This is a genomic window from Patescibacteria group bacterium (assembly GCA_041665345.1).
Taxonomy (GTDB): domain Bacteria; phylum Patescibacteriota; class Patescibacteriia; order PEXW01; family PEXW01; genus JBAYJA01.
Map to the genome: position 1 here is coordinate 284,656 of JBAYJA010000001.1, position 15,968 is coordinate 300,623.

The 15,968-nt window shown below is 51.4% G+C and carries 17 protein-coding genes and 1 tRNA gene; 14 read left to right on the forward strand and 4 right to left on the reverse strand.

Going from position 1 to position 15,968, the window contains the following annotated elements; translation table 11 throughout:
* The first annotated feature begins 186 nt into the window (after window positions 1–186).
* The 11 genes from WCV85_01450 (at window position 187) to WCV85_01500 (ending at window position 10,198) form a co-directional block, all read left to right on the forward strand.
* A complete protein-coding gene (locus WCV85_01450; protein ID MFA6473517.1) occupies window positions 187–576 on the forward strand; it encodes a hypothetical protein in 390 nt (129 codons plus the stop codon).
* Window positions 577–3,309 (forward strand): ATP-dependent Clp protease ATP-binding subunit, encoded by a 2,733-nt coding sequence (locus WCV85_01455; protein ID MFA6473518.1) that lies wholly within the window; start codon window positions 577–579, stop codon window positions 3,307–3,309.
* A gap of 166 nt (window positions 3,310–3,475) precedes the next feature.
* A complete protein-coding gene (locus WCV85_01460; protein ID MFA6473519.1) occupies window positions 3,476–3,871 on the forward strand; it encodes a hypothetical protein in 396 nt (131 codons plus the stop codon).
* A 115-nt stretch (window positions 3,872–3,986) separates the two neighbouring features.
* Window positions 3,987–5,159 carry a hypothetical protein gene (locus WCV85_01465; GenBank protein ID MFA6473520.1) on the forward strand — a complete coding sequence of 391 codons (1,173 nt, stop codon included), beginning with the start codon at window positions 3,987–3,989 and terminating at the stop codon, window positions 5,157–5,159.
* A 132-nt stretch (window positions 5,160–5,291) separates the two neighbouring features.
* Window positions 5,292–5,387: transfer RNA gene (locus tag WCV85_01470), tRNA-Val, on the forward strand.
* Between the two features lie 275 nt (window positions 5,388–5,662).
* The gene (locus WCV85_01475; protein ID MFA6473521.1) at window positions 5,663–6,118 is read left to right on the forward strand and encodes a hypothetical protein; all 456 of its coding nucleotides are present in this window, start codon (window positions 5,663–5,665) and stop codon (window positions 6,116–6,118) included.
* A 79-nt stretch (window positions 6,119–6,197) separates the two neighbouring features.
* A complete protein-coding gene (locus tag WCV85_01480; protein MFA6473522.1) occupies window positions 6,198–7,517 on the forward strand; it encodes a glycine--tRNA ligase in 1,320 nt (439 codons plus the stop codon).
* A complete protein-coding gene (locus WCV85_01485; GenBank protein ID MFA6473523.1) occupies window positions 7,514–7,816 on the forward strand; it encodes a transposase in 303 nt (100 codons plus the stop codon). Before WCV85_01480 ends, WCV85_01485 begins: the two co-directional genes overlap by 4 nt.
* 348 nt (window positions 7,817–8,164) lie before the next feature.
* Window positions 8,165–9,088 carry a DMT family transporter gene (locus tag WCV85_01490; protein ID MFA6473524.1) on the forward strand — a complete coding sequence of 308 codons (924 nt, stop codon included), beginning with the start codon at window positions 8,165–8,167 and terminating at the stop codon, window positions 9,086–9,088.
* On the forward strand, window positions 9,054–9,815 hold the full coding sequence (locus WCV85_01495; protein ID MFA6473525.1) for a DUF6390 family protein: 762 nt from the start codon (window positions 9,054–9,056) through the stop codon (window positions 9,813–9,815). Before WCV85_01490 ends, WCV85_01495 begins: the two co-directional genes overlap by 35 nt.
* A gap of 2 nt (window positions 9,816–9,817) precedes the next feature.
* Window positions 9,818–10,198: a hypothetical protein gene (locus WCV85_01500; GenBank protein MFA6473526.1), complete on the forward strand. Its 381-nt coding sequence runs from the start codon at window positions 9,818–9,820 to the stop codon at window positions 10,196–10,198.
* Here WCV85_01500 and WCV85_01505 read toward each other — a convergent pair.
* The 4 genes from WCV85_01505 to WCV85_01520 form a co-directional block, all read right to left on the reverse strand.
* Window positions 10,158–11,474, reverse strand: coding sequence for a nickel-dependent hydrogenase large subunit (locus WCV85_01505; protein ID MFA6473527.1), 1,317 nt, complete (start codon window positions 11,472–11,474; stop codon window positions 10,158–10,160). The two genes, WCV85_01500 and WCV85_01505, sit on opposite strands and share 41 nt — an antisense overlap.
* 3 nt (window positions 11,475–11,477) lie before the next feature.
* Window positions 11,478–11,975 carry a hypothetical protein gene (locus tag WCV85_01510; GenBank protein MFA6473528.1) on the reverse strand — a complete coding sequence of 166 codons (498 nt, stop codon included), beginning with the start codon at window positions 11,973–11,975 and terminating at the stop codon, window positions 11,478–11,480.
* Between the two features lie 88 nt (window positions 11,976–12,063).
* Window positions 12,064–12,423: a hypothetical protein gene (locus WCV85_01515; protein ID MFA6473529.1), complete on the reverse strand. Its 360-nt coding sequence runs from the start codon at window positions 12,421–12,423 to the stop codon at window positions 12,064–12,066.
* A 112-nt stretch (window positions 12,424–12,535) separates the two neighbouring features.
* Window positions 12,536–12,976: a hypothetical protein gene (locus WCV85_01520; protein MFA6473530.1), complete on the reverse strand. Its 441-nt coding sequence runs from the start codon at window positions 12,974–12,976 to the stop codon at window positions 12,536–12,538.
* A gap of 52 nt (window positions 12,977–13,028) precedes the next feature.
* On the opposite strand from WCV85_01520, the gene WCV85_01525 reads away from it, so the two are divergent.
* The 3 genes from WCV85_01525 (at window position 13,029) to WCV85_01535 (ending at window position 15,910) form a co-directional block, all read left to right on the forward strand.
* A complete protein-coding gene (locus tag WCV85_01525) occupies window positions 13,029–13,880 on the forward strand; it encodes a TatD family hydrolase (GenBank protein ID MFA6473531.1) in 852 nt (283 codons plus the stop codon).
* A gap of 5 nt (window positions 13,881–13,885) precedes the next feature.
* Entirely contained in the window at window positions 13,886–14,653 is a 768-nt protein-coding gene (locus tag WCV85_01530; protein MFA6473532.1) for a hypothetical protein, read from the forward strand.
* Between the two features lie 537 nt (window positions 14,654–15,190).
* Entirely contained in the window at window positions 15,191–15,910 is a 720-nt protein-coding gene (locus WCV85_01535) for a hypothetical protein (protein MFA6473533.1), read from the forward strand.
* Window positions 15,911–15,968: the final 58 nt, after the last annotated feature.

Consider the following 15,968-nt stretch of genomic DNA (forward strand, 5'->3'; position numbering starts at 1 on the left):
AGCAGAGTCTGCTCCGTTTCATTAATATGGAACGGAGTTTTTTTATAATGACGAATGTACGTCCGCCAGAGGCGGATCTACCTCCCTCTGGGGTGGAACCCGGGTTTGAGACTGGCGGAAATAGGGATAGGGGAGGGTTTCGTTGGTGCGGCTACGGGAGGGTAAAGTGGTATACTGCAAATACCCATGACTGAGCTGACCACCACCAATCCCGCAGTCTTCCTCTTCCGGGAATTTGTCCAGGATATTTTGCTATTCCCGGTGTGGTGGTATGGCAAAGGCCTGGCCAAAGCCAGCACCGCGCTCTGGCATCGCACCACTGAATTTGTACAGCGGAGCCGGTGGAGCCCGGTGATTTGGGTCAAGAATTTATTCGTGCCCATGTACGGCGACTATACGAAGAGTGGCCGCGCCATTAGCTTCTTCGTTCGCACAGTGGTGGCACTAGCGCTTACCGTTGTTCTGGTGGTCGTACTCCTCATCTACCTTGCGGCATTTTGCCTGTACCTTCTGGCTCCAGTACTTACGGTGTACTACGTGCTGTACCAAATTTTCCATTTGCCCTGGCTGATCTAAATGGCACCCCTACCAAACAGACTCATTGTCACCTGCCCCGCGTGCGTGCACGCTGACGGGGATTGTCCAGCGTGTGGGAACACCCGGGCGGCGTTGTGGCTCATGGGTCGGCTCTTCGTCTGGCACCGCCGGGTGGACAGGCTGCATATTACCCAGCAGCAGTTGCAGCGTACCTTACACAGGATTATTGATCTTACCTTAGGTGCCCTGGGTATCGCGGGAATTGTCTTCTTAATCATCGAAGGGCTGCACCTCAAACCTGTTGCGAGTCTGGACAGTGTGGTGCACTTTTTGGGTACGCGAACCTGGTACATGCTTGGTTTTAGTATCTCGCTTCTTGCAGATATTGTTTTGGTGAACCGCCTACGCCGGCGCTACCAGGAGCAAGTCTTGGTTGCACACCGGGATGGTGAACTTTTGGCAGTTCCACCCCCGCCCCTGGCTTGGGAAGATGTGATGCACCAGCAAGTCCGTTTTGAAAATGTGGCGCCGGCATTTGCCGTTACCGCCATGCGTGCCGTGGAAGGAGCTTGGAACTTGGCCGAACGCTTTGGTCATGCGCGGGTGGATACACTCCACTTGTTTGCCGCACTCTTCGCGTTCCCAGACGTGCAAATTGTCTTTGGCCGCCTGGGTGTGCCAGGCAAGCCCCTCAGCGATCGCGTGAATCGTGCGTTAACAGGTTTGCCGCGCGCCACGCACGCTCCCAAGGTCAGCACTGATCTGCACACCACCCTTTTGCATGCGTACGCAGAGGCAGTGGAAGCGGGTCGTCCTGTGGTGGATGTGACGGAACTCCTCATCGCGGTGTACAACGACGCACTGGTGGTGGAAATCCTGGCTGACCTGGGGATTGATGCGCAGAAACTTCGCAACGTCGTGGCATGGATTTCCATTTCCCGGCAGCTGTCTCGCACCCACACGGCTTGGGCACGGCGCGCGCGGTACCGGTCCAAGAAGACCACCATGAACCGGGCGTTCACTGCCATTGCCACACCCATGCTGGACCGCACCAGCCGGGATCTGACGCAACTGGCGCGGCTGGGTATGCTGGCACCATGCATTGGCCGGGAACGGGAATTCGAAGAGCTGTTCCGCATTTTTGAAAGCGGGCGGTCCAACCCCATGCTGGTGGGTTTGCCTGGTGTGGGGAAGACGACCATTGTGGAAGGCTTGGCACAGCGCATGGTGGCCGAAGATGTACCACCCTCACTCCAAGATAAACGCTTGGTGAGCTTGTCCGTATCGTCCCTGGTTAGTGCCGCTGGACGCCAAGGAGAATTGGAAGAGCGCTTCACCATTATCCTCAACGAAATTGTCCGTTCTGGAAACATCATTCTCTACATCGACAACCTGCAGAATATGATGGGACTCACTACTGCCGGTGGTTCCAAAATGGATTTGGCAGAAATGCTGGCGCAGGCTTTGGGGCAGCGTGCGTTCCTTGCCATTGCCACCACGAATCCAGTGGATGAGCATCGGTACATTGAGAAGTCGGGGGTGACTTCAGTCTTCCAGCGTTTGCCCATCAACGAAGTGGATACGAATGGCGCCATCCAGATTCTAGAAGGCAAGGTTGGGCACATTGAAGCCAAGCACCAAGTAGTCTTCAGCTACGATGCCATTGAACGCGCAGTGGTGCTGTCCCAGCGCTACGTGCATGACCGGTACCTGCCAGAGAAAGCCGTGACCATTGCAGAGGAAGCGGCGGTCTTCGTCCATAAGACCCGCGGGAAGAACCAAACCGTAAGTGGGGAGGATGTAGCGGCCATTGTGTCCGAGCGGACAAATGTGCCAGTCACCCAGGTGACAGAAGCTGAAACGGAAAAGCTGCTGCACTTGGAAGAGAAAATTTATGAACGAGTCATTGGCCAGGAAGAAGCCGTGCATGCCGTGTCGGCCGCCCTCCGCCGTGCCCGGGCTGAGTTGCGCGACGCCAAGCGGCCCATTGCCACCTTCCTCTTTCTGGGACCAACCGGGGTTGGAAAAACTGAACTCTCCAAAGCCGTGGCTGAAGTGTACTTTGGGAATGAGCAGAGCATGATTCGTTTGGATATGTCGGAGTACCAAGTACAGTCCAGCCTCACCCGGCTCATTGGTAATCCAGACACAGGGGAGAGTGGTTTTCTCACTGAGGCGGTACGGAAGAATCCTTTCACTTTGCTCTTGCTGGACGAATTGGAAAAAGCCCACCCAGACATTCTCAACGTCTTCTTGCAGGTCATGGATGATGGTCGGCTCACGGACAGCGGTGGCCGCACCGTGGATTTCACCAATGTCATCCTCATTGCTACGTCGAACGCTGGTACTTCCACTATCCAAGCCGGGATTAAAGCCGGCGAATCCTTGGAGCACATCCGTCAACATTTGGTGGACGAAGAGCTTGCGCGGTACTACCGTCCAGAATTCCTCAACCGTTTTGACGGCATTATCGTCTTCAAGCCCTTGGACTTTGAGCAGGTCGTTGCCATTGCCCGCCTCATGCTGAAGCAAGTTCAGTCACAGCTGAAGGAGAAGGGGATTACCCTTCGCGTCACAGATCCAGCGTTGGTAGAACTGGCGGAAAAAGGCTTTGATCCACAGTTTGGCGCCCGGCCCCTGCGTCGTGCCATGCAAGAGCATTTGGACAACGTCCTGGCCAACGCCTTGCTGAAGGGAACGCTTGCCCGGCGTGATGTAGCTATTCTGGAACCCGGTGGCAATATTCGGGTGGAGAAGGCGAGGGAGCTGTAGGGGGAAGCTGTAGAGCCTTAGTGCTGTAAAGCTGTAGAGGCTTTTTTAACACAACCCAGAGCGGCTTTTCTAAGCCGCGTGGTCTGTATATTGATAAAAGGCAGAGATACATACCTTGACGTTGTCTCATGTCCAGCGTAAGGTATGAGCAAACCAAGGAGGAAACGTGCCCTTTATTATTACCGCATTAAAACAATGTAGCGCAGAAACGTGGAGAAAATTCCATCAGTTGTACCATGGCGATGCCAGCCTCATAGAGCTTCAAGAGAAGTACGGGTTGGTCGGGAAGGTTGACTGGCGTACAGATACCAATTGTAAAGCCGCCAAGCGTGGTGGAATAGCAATTACATTTGTACGGATCCTCAAACCGGATGAATCGCCTGAACCTTTACCGCCAGGTTTCCTTGAAGAAGCAACGCTCCGTCTGCGCGCTTTGTATCGAAAAACTCCTTTCCCAGTCTCCTTTCATGTTCATCCTACTGGTATGACCCTGGAAGAGATACAAGCAGAGCAGAAGAGCTGGAATGTGTACTGTGAAATGGCCTGGGCTGCGTCTGGGTAGAGTATGGGGCCGCTTGCTTTTGCAGGCGGCTTTTCCTCATTGACAAAGTTGGTCGTTCTCGTTAGGGTATTCGGAAACATACCCACGTTGAAAATTGAAAGAAAGTGAGGAATAGATGGAAAAGTTTGGTGGAAAGCAGGAGCGCCGTATTCCCGTCATTATTGAAGATGGGAAACGCGTGCCAATGCTGGCACGGCGACTGTTCGACAGCTCGCTGCATGTCATTACTGAGTCTGGAAAGTACCAGGGCTGGATGACGCACCCAAAGTGGGATGTGACTGCAGCGCAGAAGAGGAGCAAGAAGTTTATCCCAAGTAATGTAGCGCACATCCCTGTCCCAGACGTGTACTGGCAGTATCGGCTGTTCACGCATGGCACGGAAAGGTACCAGCAGGATAAGCATGGAGAAATTCCACGCTTAGTGCAATCGTTGCAGCACCTGCATGAGTTGCACGGTTTACTGTTGGGAAATCTGGATTCACGCCGTATTGATTTGCTACGCCAGGAAATCAAGCGTGAGGTGATTGCGGTTGTTGCGTTTTTGGGTCCCAATGCCAATGAAACCCAAAAGAAACGCGCAATTAAACAGGCGATTGCCGTGGCTATCGGTAAAGATAGTTTAGATCGGTTCAACCCGGGTGCTTTTGCCGCCAGAATCGTGACGGCCATCAATGCAGTACTCATTCGGGAAAGCGATGCAATTTCCATCAACGCAATTTTCGCACAGTGGCGACGGTTGGATCAATCCATGCTCTGTGTTATGGAATTTGAAGTTGACGCGCAGTACAGCTTTTTGCAGCGTGTCCTTTCCGAATGGGACAATCTTGTTCGGGATCGTCAGTCCGCTTTGCGCCGCAGACTTGTGAACAATGCAAGTTTGGTGCAAGCGTATGACTTGAATCCATTTCGTGAGACCTTCACGTACGTGGCACAGGAGTATGCGGAAGCGGAAAGCTTCTTGGCATCAAATCGGCCCTCGCTGGCCAAACCCTTGCTGGAAACAGCCTACGCAAGTTTGGGTCTGCGAAAAATTCGGGTGCAACTGGAAGCAGCAATGCTGATGGTGAGCCGGAAAGTGCGTTTTCCCATTGTGCCGTTTCCTTGGCCAAATGTTCGAAGTGGCATTAGCTCGAGCATCACCGAAATTGAACATCTGCAAACGAAGCACATGCGGGCATTTGATAAGCCCCTGGTTATTGCTGGGTTGCGAGATACAATTGGTCGCCTTGAGACATCAGCGTACGAGGATGCCCATGACCGTTTCCGGCAAACCATTCGCCTCATCTAGCCACGAGTTGACAGCTTTTCAGCTCGTCTGCTAAGGTGTGACTCACAGCACATTATGGTTAGTGGGGATGGCGGGCAGACTTTTTCTGTGAATGACATCAGTCCCGATCCCTGCTACCTATTGATAAAAAAACGGGAATTAGTTCAGTCGGTAGAACGCTCTTTGCTCGCATCGATTGAGAGCTTTACGAGCACGGAGAGGTCACAGGTTCAAGTCCTGTATTCCCGAAAAAAATTGGGACGAATGTAGCGGTAACGCCATGGAAGTATGGTGAGGTAGACGGGTAAGTGCAATCTGCCTTTCCAATCAACGATACGGCCTTGGTTCTGGTTCAAATCCAGGTCGTCCCAAAAATTGTTCATCAAAGCGCTTCATCACGAGGCGCTTTTTTCTTGTTTATCATTCTAGGAATGTAAGTCCGGTTGCCTGTTGACGCAAAACAGCAAGCATGGCATGGTAGGGGAGAGCAAAAAATACACCACAAACAGAGAGGAGTGTGTCCTTTGGCAAATTGGTCGTTTAGTGAGGTCGTTGAAGTGCCGGTAGATTATGGTGATACGCGGAATACGGATCTCAATGACTTTTTTAATGTGAACCCACGTTTGGATACCGTTCGGTTGTTTCCTGCGAAGACAGGTCTTGGCGTGGTCACCAAAAGATTCCGGTTTATGAGGTCTGATAGCGGCTTTACGACAGGTGAGGCCTTGCAAGCCATCACCGACAATGGTTACCGAAATCCAGATTTTGTGGAAACCCGAGCGTTTGACCGTGTGCAACCTGATTCCAAACAAGGTGCACCAATCGAGAGCTTCTGTGGTTTACTGCACGACCAAGACGGTTTTCAGTTCATTGCGTACATTCATATGGACGCTTCTGGATTGAGTGCCTTCTTCAACTGGCTTGGGTTCAAGCGGAAACCAACTGTGTTCATTCTCGTCGTTGACGAAACCTCGGACTAGTGCGCCATACGCCAGGAGACTGCATCTCCTGGCTTTTTATTTGCTCAACTGTGGACTTGTTAGTACACTGAGTATACCTATGTCCGAACCCACGAAAATGGAAGTGCTCATGTCCTTTGCCAAGCGGCGGGGTTTTGTGTTCCCCACGGCGGAAATCTACGGCGGCCTGCAGGGCTTCTGGGATTGGGGTCCGTTGGGTGTGGAATTTAAGAACAATATCAAGAAGGAGTGGTGGAAACACTTTGTTCAAGGCCGGGCAGATGTGGTGGGCCAGGATGCCGCCATCGTGACCAACCCCACGGTATGGCAGAAGAGCGGCCACGTGCAGGGATTTGCGGACAAGTTGGTGGAGTGCAAGGCGTGCCACCATCGCTTCAAAGGGGATGATCTGATGGATCATACCAAGTGCCCAGACTGCGGTGGGCAGCTTACCGGGGAGCGGGATTTTAACACCATGTTCACCACGCATGTGGGGCCGGTGGAAGATACTGCTGCCACGGTGTTCATGCGGCCAGAAACTGCCCAGAATATTTTTGTGAACTTTGATACCGTGCGGCAAACCATGCGCCTAAAGCTGCCGTTTGGCATTGGGCAAATTGGCAAAGCTTTTCGGAACGAAATTACGCCGGGGAATTTCATTTTTCGTTCCCGAGAGTTTGAGCAAATGGAATTGGAATTTTTCTGCCACCCAGGTGAGGATGACCGGTGGTTTAAATATTGGTGTGAGGAAAGTTTGCAGTGGTTCCTGGATTTGGGCATCAAAGCAGACCACCTGCGTTTCCATGAACAGTCAAAGGCCGAGTTGGCACACTACTCCAAGGCCACAACGGATATTGAGTACAATTTCCCTTTCGAAAAGGGTTGGTCAGAACTCATGGGTATTGCGAACCGCACGGACTTTGATTTGAAAGCACACGGCCAGTCCTACCGCGATGACAAAACCCCAGAGGCAATTGTGCCGTACTGCATTGAACCATCAGCGGGTGTAGACCGGGCAGCGCTCGCATTTTTGTTGGATGCGTACGAAGAGGTTGAAGGTGGCCGGTCAACCACAACTGAGGCAAACAAGGAAAAAGAAGTCGTCTTGCGTTTGCACAAAAATTTAGCACCCATCAAAGTCGCCATTTTGCCTTTGTCTAAGAAAGAGCCACTGGCTGGGAAGGCGCAGGAAATTGCCGCAGAACTCCGCAAGCACTGGACCGTGATGTACGACGACAGTCAGTCCATTGGCCGCCGCTACCGGCGACAGGATGAAATTGGCACGCCATACTGCGTGACCGTGGATTTTGACACGCTTGAGAAAGACCAGAAAGTCACCGTCCGCGACCGGGACACCATGGCGCAGGAGCGGGTGGGGATTGGGGAGCTAGAAGCAGACTTGAAAAAGCGATTTGCGTGAGTCGTCAGCAGCATATTCATCAGGAAGAGTTCCCATACCTACTAACTACTATTGTTCGAAACCGGGCAAAGTTTTTTCGGGAAGAAAAATGGGCTCGTGAACTCTCGGTTATTATTCGTCGAGCGTGCGTGCTACATAAATTTTCATTGCTGGCATATGCAATTATGCCTGATCATTTACATTTAATTGTTTACCCCAACCAAGCGCAGGCCTCTGTGCCTGCGTCTCTTGAAATTGAACGCGCGGGCAGAGACGCCCGCGCTGGTAGGGCGTATTTTGATAAACAAAAAGCCGAGTGAGTCTCGGCTGAGTTGCAATTTTATTATGACCTTTGGAGTATCGTTGGATCGGTGAAGATTATTCCACAGGTCAGACAAACATGCACAGCAATTTCGTATCTGGCCGCGGAAACTCCGGGTTGATGAGCGAATTTCCCCTCGCTATCTTGGCCTCGATCAGCAAGAACGAGAATTCTGTTCTCTGGTTGAACCTCATGTTGTAAAGGGCAGGTTAAATTTACTGACATTTTTGCCTCACATTCTTGAAAGGTTTGCTAAAACTCTTAGAGATCGACTATTTTTACTATTTCGATAAATCCTATACTATAAGTAAGTAGACGTCAATTATATCGTAATGAAGATAAAATCATGACCAAAATCCTCCGTACCGGTATTCTCCTCGCCCTGGGCACGGCACTCATTTCCGGGGTGTCCAACTTCGTGGCCAAGCTCAGCGTTACGGTCATCAAGGACGCCACGCTCTTCACTTTCCTGAAGAATGCCACGGTTGGCGTGTTGATCATTGGTCTCGTTGTGCTCTTTGTTCAGTGGAAAGAGCTACGAACGTTGCAGCGAAAGGACTGGGTTCGTTTGCTCACCATCGCCGTGGTTGGTGGCAGCGTGCCATTTCTCCTGTTTTTTAACGGCTTGCAGCAAACTTCAGCCGTAACTGGAAGTTTGATTCACAAGACGCTGTTCCTCTGGGTGGCAATCCTTGCTGTGTGGAAGCTGAAGGAGAAAGTTACCTGGCTGCAAGGCGTGGCCTTGGCCGCGCTGCTGGGCGGGACATTTGCCCTGGGTGGGTTTCAAAATTTTCACCTGGGGAAAAGTGAGCTCATGATTCTCGGCGCCACCCTGTTCTGGGCTGTGGAAAATGTGGTGGCAAAGCGAACACTTGCAAATCTGTCTACGCTTACGGTTGTCGCTAGCCGCATGGTCCTTGGCTCCGTCATTTTACTAGGAGTTGTGGCAGCGCAGGGGAAGCTTGGCGCAGTTGGCAATCTTTCGTTTAGCCAGTGGGGTTGGGTCGCGCTGCCAAGCCTTCTACTCTTCGGCTACGTCCTGACCTGGTACAGCGCCCTCAAGCGCGCGCCAGCCATTCTGGTCGCCAGCTTGCTCGTCCCAGCAACCTTCATCACCGCCCTGCTCAGCGGCACATTCCAGCACGCGCCCATTTCCTGGCAGAGCTGGGTGAATGGGGGTTTGGTCACGTTTGGCGCCGTGCTCCTGGTATGGTCAGCTCGCAAAACAGCACAGCATGATACTCACGAAGCCACAGACCGCCCTGCATGACGGGGTGGCGCGGTGCACGCGCTACGCCTTTGGTCCAAATAAGTTGCACCTCTGCGGGCCAGATGCCAATGCCGAGGTTTTGGCGTACATCCAAGCTGGGGCAACGGATCCAGGCTTGGCGCATATTCTCCAAGGCTTCGCTACCCTGTACCCGTACCTGAAAGAAATTGCGCACGCCAACCACATTGTGGATGTCTTTGATGACCGCGTAGTTCAAGCCTACTGGTTGGGTAACGAACTGCTGGAAGCCATTCCGGCGCAGCAGTTTTTCCGGCACCTGCGGGACAACCTGGACTTGAAGCGGAAGTACGGTGCCAAAGAGTTTGATGAACTGGTTGGCAAGTTGCCGAAAGGGGCGCGCATGCACCATTCCTTCCACGTGCTGAATGCGTACAAGCGTACCGGGCATGATGCGAAGTTGCACACCCTGGAGAGCATGGACTCGTGCCGGGTGAGCTGGGGGAGTGTGGTGGCCATGGAAGGCCCAAAGATTACGGTTCGGCGTAAACCCTTGTTGCAGCAAAACCGGAAGCTCGTTCTCGGCGCGGCAGAGGATACGACGATTATGCGCCGCTTGGAAGAAGATGCGACTTTGGATGACCTAGCCATCGGTGACCTGGTGAGCATGCACTGGGGGGTGATTTGTGAGATCATCAACCCCAAGCACGTGCAGTGGCTGGAGCACTACACAATGCAGTCAATCAACCTCTCCAACGAAACGCTCTGAGTATGGAGTTTTGGATATTTGGCAACCCAGATCTACCCCAGGACAGTACGCCCATTCACCTCATGCCCAGGCTGCGAGCAGCATTTCCGGAGCACACCTTTGTGCTCAAAGACCCGTTGGATGAGTGGGAACCCATGCCCGAGCATTTGCGCGTCATAGACACTATTGTAGGGCTGTACGACGTGAACGAGTACACGGACTTGGAAGGGTTTGCCCAGGCGCCATCCGTCACCATGCACGACTTTGATGCATTGTCCCAGCTCCGTTTTTTGCAGAAGCTTGGCAAGCTAAAAAAAATCACGCTCTACGGCGTGCCCGATACGTTGACCGAAGATCAAGCCTTTAGTCAGCTGGAAATGCGGCTCCGACAACTTTCAGTTTAAGGAAGTGCGAGGCGCAGCTCATGCACGGGTCATACGCCCGAATGATTTTTTCTAGTTCCAGCTGCACCTTTTCCGCATTAGGGTTTTCCGGCAGAAGCTCTTCCAAGCGGCGCGCCATGTCTTGCTCAATGTTGACTTGGTTTTGGCCCGTGGGCACCACAATTTCGCCGTCGGTCACCACATCTTTTTCATCAATGGTCACTTTGTGGTAAAGCGTGCCGCGCGGTGCTTCAATGACGCCCACGCCCGTCCCGCTCTTCTTGGTTGGTTGGACGAGTGGCTCTTTGGTGAATTTTGTGGTCTCCAGCATTTCAATGGACTGATCCACGCAGTGCAGCAGCTCAATGGCCTGCGCCAGGTTGTTGTGGAAAATGTTGGTGGAAGGAAATTTTGCCAAGGTGTGCGGTATGCTGTCCTTCACTTTCTGGTGCAGGTTGTCTTTGGCCAAGTTGATGCGCGCCAAGGCGCCCACCATGTACGCTTTGCCTTTGTACTCGTAGCCAGAGGCTTGGGAGTAGGGGATGACCACATGCTCCAGGTGCTCGCGGAACTGCGCTTCAGAAATGCGCTCCGGTGACTGATCGCTGACAATTTCTCCGTCCAGGAAACTGAAAGGATTTGCCACCAAAGCCATGAAATGGGTTTTGCGGTCAAAAGTGAAGTCGCACTTTTCAAACCGTTCAATAGTACGCAGCACGGCTGGGCGAATGCCTTTGAGTTTTTTTACCGCCTCAGCCACTTCTTCCGATGTGGGGACTTTCAGGAACCCGCCAATCATGGGGTTAATGGCGTGCACGCTTCGGCCGGCAATGATAATCGCCAGGTAATTCCCCGCGGCTTTGATATCAAACGCGTCGTGGAGAATTTGGTGCTGCTCCGGGTCATTCTCGTCAAAGGACAGGAAGGAATCTTTGCCAAACATGTCCGGCATGGCAAAGAGGTAGAGATGGAGCGCGTGGTCACGAATGTTCAGCCCATTCATGGTCAAATGCTTCATTGTTATGCTCTGCTTACTGGGGGTAATTCCCAAGGCATGTTCACAGGCCTCGATACTGCAGAGCAGGTGGGCGTTGGAGCAGGTGCCGCAAATGCGCGCCAGCAAGGCGGGTAGGCCGCGGTAGGGCTTGCCGCGCATGGCCTGGGTGTAGAAGCGTTTGTACTCGGTAATGCCAAAGCGACACTTCTCCACTTTGCCGTTCTTCACTTCCACGTCCAAAGTGGCAGCACCTTCCACCTTGGTGATCTCCTTCGTCATGGACAGGTCAACGGTGTGCATACCTTAGACGATCTTAAATTCTTTGAGCATGGCATCCAGGGCAGCTAAAAACTTCTTCTCATCCATGGGGCAGCCGCCAACTTCAGCATCCACCTTCACCACCTCGGTCAGCTTCTGGCCTTTGGGCAGGAAGGCAAACTTGTCGAGCAGGGGTTGAATGGCCTCCGTCTGCTCTTTGGTGAAGGTATTGCGCTGGGTCGAAGGAAGACCTGTGCAGGCACAAGCGCCAATGGCCACCAGCTTGGTTGCCTTGGATCGGATTTCCTTCACCATGTCCACGTGGCGTTGGCAATTCAGCGCGCCTTCCACAAAAGCCACGTCCAGTTGGTCTAGGACGTTGTTGGTCTGCAGCACCCGGGCGTGCCGCACATCCAGGAGTTTTTTCCACTCCTGCCAGTGATCATTGAGGAGTTCGGTAAAAACAATCGTGCTGTCCTCGCAGCAGGAGAAGGTAAACCAGCCAATGCGGAGTTTCTTTTGGGGTGTTTGTTTGGCTGGCATAGGTGCAACTAGTATAGCACCGTAAGAGTTTTCATAAAAAACCGAGCTCAGGAGAACTCGGTTATCTAACAAGTGCTGTTGCAACTCACTACCTACGAAATCCGACAGTATGTGCGCAAATGATGCACGTGAGGTTATCACCGGATGGGTCATCTTCCGGTACGCCTTTCACCCACCCGCAGCCATTGTCGCAGTAGTAGGCTGTTTCGCCGTTGGGAGCCTCCGCAATTTGCGGTTTCGGTGAGGTATGTGGCCGGGGAACAAATAAACCGCCATTACTTGCGCATAGTCTGCCCAGGTCGTCACTTCCAACCCGTAATCCTTGCTTCAAATAATGTTGGCGTAAAGTTTGTAGCCGTGATTCCTCGAGATCCCGCAAATATTTTTGCGCCAGTTCAATAGCCCTATCAAAGGCTCGTACTGCCTCCGGGGACTCAATTTGATTCATAAATAACTCCTATTTTTGGATTGTTGGTTTACCTGATGAAAGCCTTACGCTTTTCTTTAAAAAAGTCAATAGTGAAAAACCGAGCCCAGGATGAGCTCGGTCTAATTTTTCATTAGGAACGTACAAGCACGACTTTTTGAATGAGCGCGTCGCAAATGACACAGTACTTGTGTATACCCGACGTACCACGTCCCGGACTAAGATTGTCATACGGTTCTTCACGGGGCTTTCCTTTCACCCAACCACAGCCCTCATTTCCGCCCTGATTCTGACAGTAGTAAGCGATTTCGCCGTTTTCCGCTTTTGCGTACCTCGGTTCTTCGTTATTCCGCAGTATTCTCTTCGTGAAACTGTCGCCATCTGAGGCCTTTAATTGATCCACATCTGTGGCGATTACACCCTGCTGCATAAGCTGAAGTCTGACTTCCTTCATACGTTCCTGACGTAAGGCCTCTAGCTGAGCTTCAAGAAGTTCAATGTGCAGATCAAGCTCCAATATTTTTTGGCCTGTAAGTTTTTTAAGCGCAGAGATTGCGTCATGAAATAAGTACATTTTTCCTCCTGGTTTGTTTTCTTTGCCCCTATCTTGTACCGTGAAAGGAGATATGTCAAATCTCATCGACACCCACTGCCACCTGAATTTCAATGCGTACAAAGATGACCTAGATCAGGTCATTGAACGCACGTTGGCTGCAGGAATGCGAGTCATAAATATTGGCTCCCAAAGCACCACCAGCCAGCGAGCAGTGGAGTTGGCAAAACAACATCCTGGAAAGTTTTTTGCAGCTATTGGTCTGCACCCATTGCACCTGTTCGAGACGTTTGTGGATAAGGATGAAGTGGACATTCCCTTCAAAACCCGGCAGGAAGTTTTTGATGTGGCGTTCTACAGCAACCTTGCAAAAGAGAAGGGCGTGGTAGCAGTAGGCGAGTGTGGCGTGGACTACTACCGCGTGCCAGATGGAATCGATCCACAAGTTTTTGTTGCGCGGCAAAAAGAAGTGTTCCTTCAGCAAGCAGCTTTTGCACAAGGTCATGACCTTCCCTTAGTGCTCCATACCCGCGCGCATCCAAAAGAGCCAACCAAAGCGTATAATGATCTCCTGGAATTACTGCAGCACGCAGGATACAACCGCGGGGTCGTACATTGCTACACCGGAGATGTAGATACCGCTCGGAAGTTCGTTGATGCTGGCTGTCTCATTTCTTTCACCGGGATCATCACCTTCCCAAATGCAACCAAACTCCTGGATGTCGTTCGTTTTGTGCCGCTGGATCGGATGATGGTGGAAACCGATGCGCCGTACCTGGCGCCGCAGCAATTTCGCGGAAAGCGCAACGAGCCGCTATACGTGCAGCACGTGGCGGATAAAATTGCTGAGGTGAAGGGGATTGGGGTGGAGGAAGTCGTGCGCCAGACCACGAAGAACGCAGAGGTATTTTTTCATCTCCCGTAACACATATGATATTTCTCTTTGTACTCATGATGTTCGTCCTTCCTGTTCTTGTTATTGTCGTGATTGTGAAAGTCATCCTCCATGCGATTCAACACTATCAAGATTTGCACTTTGGGAAATTGTTGGAGACCGTGCAAAATTTTAGCACACACCAGAGTTATTCTTTTCAAAAATTACCCCTGTACACATCCGCAGGTTTGCGTGGGCTTCGCGCTGCACTTCCGCGAGGATTGCCCTATAGCTACGGCCAGCCCCGCATTCCCATGTATACACTCTCCCAAGAGCATAGGGCAATGTACCGTCCAGTTTTTATACTAGATGCATCGGCGGTCGGTAAATTTAGTAAGATGTTCATTCTACCGTTGTACGCTGACTACCAAAAAAATGTGAAAGGTGTTTGCTATGCAGTTGTGGAAATACCACAAACAAATCATTGGTTAAAAGTAGAAACGGACCCTGGATTGATGGGTATTGCAAAAGATCATGATCTAGAATCTCGGGTATTCAATAAGAAGTATCATCTCTCTGGAAGTGACCGAAAACTTCTAACCGAAGTATTTGATCCCCAGCTCATTGATCAATTTTCGAAATACAAAGGTGGCTCTCTCTACGTGCGTATACGGCCTGGTTTTTCAGAAGTTGCTATGCAAGGCATATTGAATCAGGAATTTTTTTCCGAAACGCAAAGCATTCTTGAGCTAGTAACGAAACGTTTTTCACGCGTTTACCCGTCACATCCCGAGCCAAAAGAAGCACCCACGCAAATTGCGTAGGTGCTGTGAATGATCTTTGATGATTTTACACTTGGTCTCGGCCCCGTTTACTGCCGAGTTTTCGGCCTCGCTCGGTCGATTCAGTGGGCGAACGACGCCGGCCGGCAATTTGCTCTGTATGACGCAGTATCGTGGCTTCGGCGAGTTCGCTCACCCCTGTGAGTCCTGTTGGACCACCGTTGGCCCTGTAGTGCACCGGGCCGGAAGGTTCGTTAGGTGTCTCCACTTTTTCTTTCTTTTTTCTCCCCATTGCTTCCTCCTTGGATGGTTTGGGGTAAAGGTTTTTGGTTTGTGTATCGAAGTAACGAAGGTAACATGGAACGTAGACAATTGCAAGCCTCTTGCGAATATGGGTGAGCTTCGGTATAGTCCAAGTGAAAGTATATACTCACGTTCATTGACAACCCGCGAAGTCAGGCGCGCGGCGCGTTATTTTTGACCAATTATAAAGAGAAAGGAGAAACAACACTCGCTCGGGCGGTGAGGAAGGTCAGTGTTTTCCGTGGGGATAACACACTCATTGCAAGGAGAGCGAAAATGAAATTTCTGTATGCTATTCTACTCATTGGGCTTGCATGCTTTGCGCAACTGCAGGCTGATTCTCGTATCCGTTTTACGGCACCCACCACAGGTTTTTTCTGTGAACAAGAGTACTTTTGCGTTGAGATTGACAGTCGAGCTACGCCAGCCCCACTCATAGTGACTTTAGAATGTCGCGATGCATTGGATGACACCGCACGTTGGGAGGTAGTGGGATCAGATCTTAATACACAAGGACCATGGTGCTTCAACCTTCCAACGAATGATTGTATGAATGTGAGGGAAGGATTCTACTACTTTCGTGCGTTTGTGATCGATGCTCATGCGAATATGACGTACTCTGATGCCATTGCCCTTTTCTACGACAACAGCTCACCTGCGACAAAACTGCTGAGTATATCTGATGGCATCACTGAGAAACCTTTTACATCTGGGGAAGAGATCGTCTTTCCAGTTGGAACTGAGGTTTTATCATTCACTTTTCAAGCGATTGATAACCTTTCCAGCTGGGGTCCATCTCCCGTGTACAACTCTGGTGTCAGTGCGATTGTCTGTGGTTTATATGCGGAAGATGCAATCCAGAACGGTGACGGGACATTCACGTATACGTATGATGTGCCCATCCAAGGGGCGCCAACTGAACCGTTGACTTTTACAGTCTATGATGCGGTTGGCTGTAACGAAACTATCATGCAGGCATGGGTGACGTTGCGTTAAGTCATCTTGGCACGTACTTTTTTACGGCCGGAAGCTCAACTTCCTGCCGTTTTTTATT

Bases quoted from the DNA above. Each gene is read 5' to 3' on its own strand.
- WCV85_01530 (MFA6473532.1), top strand. From the start codon at position 13,886: ATGATATTTCTCTTTGTACTCATGATGTTCGTCCTTCCTGTTCTTGTT.
- WCV85_01535 (MFA6473533.1), top strand. From the start codon at position 15,191: ATGAAATTTCTGTATGCTATTCTACTCATTGGGCTTGCATGCTTTGCG.
- WCV85_01515 (MFA6473529.1), bottom strand. From the start codon at position 12,423: ATGAATCAAATTGAGTCCCCGGAGGCAGTACGAGCCTTTGATAGGGCT.
- WCV85_01465 (MFA6473520.1), top strand. From the start codon at position 3,987: ATGGAAAAGTTTGGTGGAAAGCAGGAGCGCCGTATTCCCGTCATTATT.
- WCV85_01450 (MFA6473517.1), top strand. From the start codon at position 187: ATGACTGAGCTGACCACCACCAATCCCGCAGTCTTCCTCTTCCGGGAA.
- WCV85_01520 (MFA6473530.1), bottom strand. From the start codon at position 12,976: ATGTACTTATTTCATGACGCAATCTCTGCGCTTAAAAAACTTACAGGC.
- WCV85_01480 (MFA6473522.1), top strand. From the start codon at position 6,198: ATGTCCGAACCCACGAAAATGGAAGTGCTCATGTCCTTTGCCAAGCGG.
- WCV85_01495 (MFA6473525.1), top strand. From the start codon at position 9,054: ATGATACTCACGAAGCCACAGACCGCCCTGCATGACGGGGTGGCGCGG.
- WCV85_01510 (MFA6473528.1), bottom strand. From the start codon at position 11,975: ATGCCAGCCAAACAAACACCCCAAAAGAAACTCCGCATTGGCTGGTTT.
- WCV85_01455 (MFA6473518.1), top strand. From the start codon at position 577: ATGGCACCCCTACCAAACAGACTCATTGTCACCTGCCCCGCGTGCGTG.
- WCV85_01490 (MFA6473524.1), top strand. From the start codon at position 8,165: ATGACCAAAATCCTCCGTACCGGTATTCTCCTCGCCCTGGGCACGGCA.
- WCV85_01505 (MFA6473527.1), bottom strand. From the start codon at position 11,474: ATGCACACCGTTGACCTGTCCATGACGAAGGAGATCACCAAGGTGGAA.
- WCV85_01500 (MFA6473526.1), top strand. From the start codon at position 9,818: ATGGAGTTTTGGATATTTGGCAACCCAGATCTACCCCAGGACAGTACG.
- WCV85_01525 (MFA6473531.1), top strand. From the start codon at position 13,029: ATGTCAAATCTCATCGACACCCACTGCCACCTGAATTTCAATGCGTAC.